Consider the following 3,471-nt stretch of genomic DNA (forward strand, 5'->3'; position numbering starts at 1 on the left):
ACACAGAATTTTTTACAGTCCCGTAAAGAGTGAAATGGGCAACGTTATCTGCTCCCAATAATGAAACGGGATCATCACTTATTTATTATCTCAGATTCATCATCCTCCTCATTTTATCTTACTGCGCAACTTAGTAGCTCAGGTTGGATCTGAGTCGTAAATGGAGCCCTTGCCAAAGCGCTTAATATCAAACTCCCGTATTTAATTCACTTAAATCTAAAGCAACTTTGTTCTGACTATGTTCTAATTTTGTTCTTTCTGTATTCTCTATGGGTGGATTATGCTTACTAAAAGACAAAAAGATACACTCAACTTTATTCGACACTACATTTACAAAAACAATGAAGGACCGCTGGTACATGAAATAGCCAAAGGGCTGGGTATTAGCTCCAGTGGTTCAACACACAAACATATACAAGCATTGATTGATGCTGGACATTTAAAAAACCTTCCAATGCGTACTCGTGGACTGCAACTTGTTGAAGATGAAGACCTAACGTCATCGGTGACGTTACCAATGTTGGGGAGAATAGCTGCTGGCAGGCTTATTGAAGCCATTGCAGATGAAACGGAAATTGACGTCAGCATCCTGTTCAAAGGTAAAGGACGCTATGTACTCAAAGTCAGCGGTGAGTCCATGAAAGACAAAGGGATCATGTCAGGGGACTATGTTGTTGTTGAAACGACTAGACAAGCCAAACATGGGGACATCATAGTTGCTTTAGTGGATGGGTATGATGCGACGCTTAAAACGTTATTTATCAATCAAGACGATACTGTCACTTTGGTGCCAGCAAATGACGCGTTTGAACCGGTCACATTAGAAACGAAAAGGTTAAGTATTCAAGGTGTGATGGTTGGTCTCTTACGTACCTACCCTTAATGAGATGAAAGCTACCAGTGAAAATTTTTGGGACCGCGTAATTATCTTAGTGGATATGAACTGTTTCTTTGCCCAAGTTGAGCAACAGGACAATCCATTTTGGCGTAATCGGCCTGTGGCTATTACCAATGGCAAATTAGGCAGCACGATCATTACCTCATCATACGAAGCCAGGGCGTATGGCGTGAAAACCGGTATGCGTCTGAAAGAAGCAAGAGAGCTTTGCCCTGATTTGATTCAAGCACCTGGCCGGCCACATCGATATGTAGAGAAATCCACTCAGATTATGCAGGCATTGGAGAAGATTACACCGGACCTAGAAATCTACTCGGTGGATGAAGCCTTTTTGGATGTCACCATGTGTCAGAGTTTGTGGGGCTCACCTGAAACGATCGCGAAACTGGTGAAAAAAACGGTGAGTGATGCATCTGGGCTCACCTGCAGCGTGGGTGTGAGTGGTGATAGAACGACTGCCAAATTCGCAGCTAAACTGGTCAAGCCTGATGGGCTAACCGTGATCGCGCCATGGGAAGCAGAAGCCAGGCTGGCCAATGAACCGGTAACGGAGCTCAGTGGTATTGCGAGGGGGATCGGCGGCTTTTTAAATAAATATGGCGTATACAAATGCGGTGATATGAAAAAGCTGCCAATCGGCATTCTGGCCAAACGTTTTGGTAACCCTGGCCGGCGCATTTGGTTGATGGCCCAGGGCAAAGATCCGGAACCCATCACCACGGTGGTGAAAGCACCTAAACAGTAGGGCACGGCAAAGTCATGCCACCTGGTACCCGTGATTTAAGGACCGTATTAATTTACCTGCAGCACATGGCTGAAAAGGTCGGCACCCGATTGCGCCGGCATAATTTTCAATCAAATCATTTTTTTATAGGTATCAAAACCGAAGAAGGTTGGCTGGGCACCAAAATAAAACTGGATAACACCACCGATGATGGTCAGATCATTTATGACCTCGGGCGGCAATTTATGCAAAAGCATTGGGTTGGCCAGGAAGCCCGGCAGGTGCAAATCACCGCGTTAAACCCAACTGAGTGCCGGCAGCAGGATATGTTTTTGGATACTAAGCATCAGCTGAAGCGCGAGAAAATTAACCAGGCAGTCGATAAGATTAATGAACGCTATGGTGAATTTACCGTGGCGCCAATGCCAGTGATGGGCCGTAGTGAAATGCCGAATGTCATTGCCCCGGCTTGGAAACCTACTGGCCATAGGAAAACGATCTGATGTGCGGTGGAGCTCACTTTCAATATGGGGATGAATACATGCGGATGTACTTCCCCAACCCCAAAGCTATGTTGCCGGTATTAAAAATAGATGGCTCAATTGAATTATTACCCTGGGGCCGACGATTAAAGCAACCAGGTAATTTACCGGTCACTGGCTGGGCAAAGATTGAATCCATCTATGGCGGTGTGTGGGAGCGGTATTTCCCCAAACCAGTAAAGATCCCTGTGCTGAGTTTTATGGAGAAAGATTTGGAAGGGCATAGCCACTGGTACGATTTACAAAAGGGCCAGTATATCCAGGGCCTAGTGGCGAGGGATGGGAATGAGAAGAGGGTGTATGTGGTGACGCTGGAACCGGAACCGGAAGATGCTCAGATCCATAGTCGTTGGCCTAGGGTGGTGCAGGATGGGGAGGAGTCAAAAATCAGAAAATTAATATATGGCTGAAAGTTATTTATCGCCCTAAAAAGGGCGATAAATAAAACATTCAGTCTAACTTATTCTTTTTTGATTCCTTCATTTATCATCTCAGTACCTTTATCGCTCGGAATGGTATAACCATCTTGTACAGATACTGTATCCGGAACAGGTGTATCTCTGACCGGCTCGGGTGGGGCCTCTACTTTTAAATTTTCTTCTTCAGACATTTTTTGCTCCAGGTGGTTTAAATAAATTTCTCTATTACCATCAAAATAATCGATATGGATAGTGCCCACATGGATATTCCGATATCTTTATACGCTTTAATTAATAAGTCTGATTTTGTTTTATTACCAGCACGAGCTTTACTCAGACAATTACTCGAAGCTTTTGTTAAAACATATTGAATACTAGTTAGATCAAGTGGTTCATAAGTTTCCAAGAATTTTTCATCTAAAGGCAACCTTTGCATTTCTATAAATTTCATGGCTCTGAATAGAAAGCTCCATGAAGTCAAAAAAGCCAAGTACGTGAAACATACCGAAATGAAGACAAGCCAAGATATAAAATTATTAAGGTTCAATATTTCACCTGCGTTGGATTCAATTAATAATGTATATCCAACAATGACTAATGAAAAAAGGCTTAAAAATTTAGAAGCTTTATCTTCTAGATTACGAAACCGCTGAAGCTCATCGTCAAATGCAGCACGAGCATATTTATATAAAAATTCGTATTTTTCATTTTTTTGAGGCTGCATAGATTTTTTTACACTCAAATCTTAAAATGAGCAATAAAAGAGAGGGATGATAGTGCCATTTTTTTATTCATATTAAATACTTTATTTATATGATGAACTTCACAATTATGGATGAATGAAAGATGATCGGCAATGTAATCGTGAATCGTACCGGGTTTATCGGA

At 42.4% G+C, this 3,471-nt stretch carries 6 protein-coding genes; 4 read left to right on the forward strand and 2 right to left on the reverse strand.

What is annotated here, in order from left to right; all coding sequences use genetic code 11:
- Positions 1–280: 280 nt before the first annotated feature.
- From lexA to B4F66_RS02190, 4 genes are read left to right on the forward strand one after another with little or no spacing between them, the layout of a single operon-like run.
- A complete protein-coding gene (gene lexA, locus B4F66_RS02175) occupies positions 281–883 on the forward strand; it encodes a transcriptional repressor LexA (RefSeq protein WP_292737882.1) in 603 nt (200 codons plus the stop codon).
- Positions 884–938: 55 nt separating this feature from the next.
- On the forward strand, positions 939–1,643 hold the full coding sequence (locus B4F66_RS02180; RefSeq protein WP_292737885.1) for a DNA polymerase Y family protein: 705 nt from the start codon (positions 939–941) through the stop codon (positions 1,641–1,643).
- 14 nt (positions 1,644–1,657) lie between these two features.
- On the forward strand, positions 1,658–2,125 hold the full coding sequence (locus B4F66_RS02185) for a DinB/UmuC family translesion DNA polymerase (protein WP_292737879.1): 468 nt from the start codon (positions 1,658–1,660) through the stop codon (positions 2,123–2,125).
- Positions 2,125–2,574, forward strand: coding sequence for a hypothetical protein (locus tag B4F66_RS02190; protein WP_292737876.1), 450 nt, complete (start codon positions 2,125–2,127; stop codon positions 2,572–2,574). The genes B4F66_RS02185 and B4F66_RS02190 overlap by 1 nt, the downstream gene beginning before the upstream one ends.
- Before the next feature lie 50 nt (positions 2,575–2,624).
- Here the strand turns inward: B4F66_RS02190 and B4F66_RS02195 are convergent, their stop codons facing one another.
- Both B4F66_RS02195 and B4F66_RS02200 read right to left on the reverse strand, forming a co-directional pair.
- Positions 2,625–2,774, reverse strand: coding sequence for a hypothetical protein (locus tag B4F66_RS02195; RefSeq protein WP_292737873.1), 150 nt, complete (start codon positions 2,772–2,774; stop codon positions 2,625–2,627).
- A gap of 17 nt (positions 2,775–2,791) precedes the next feature.
- Positions 2,792–3,307 carry a hypothetical protein gene (locus B4F66_RS02200; protein WP_292737870.1) on the reverse strand — a complete coding sequence of 172 codons (516 nt, stop codon included), beginning with the start codon at positions 3,305–3,307 and terminating at the stop codon, positions 2,792–2,794.
- Positions 3,308–3,471 lie beyond the last annotated feature (164 nt).

It is taken from the genome of Methylophaga sp. UBA3603 (assembly GCF_002375335.1).
In the GTDB taxonomy this organism is placed as follows: Bacteria; Pseudomonadota; Gammaproteobacteria; order Nitrosococcales; family Methylophagaceae; genus Methylophaga.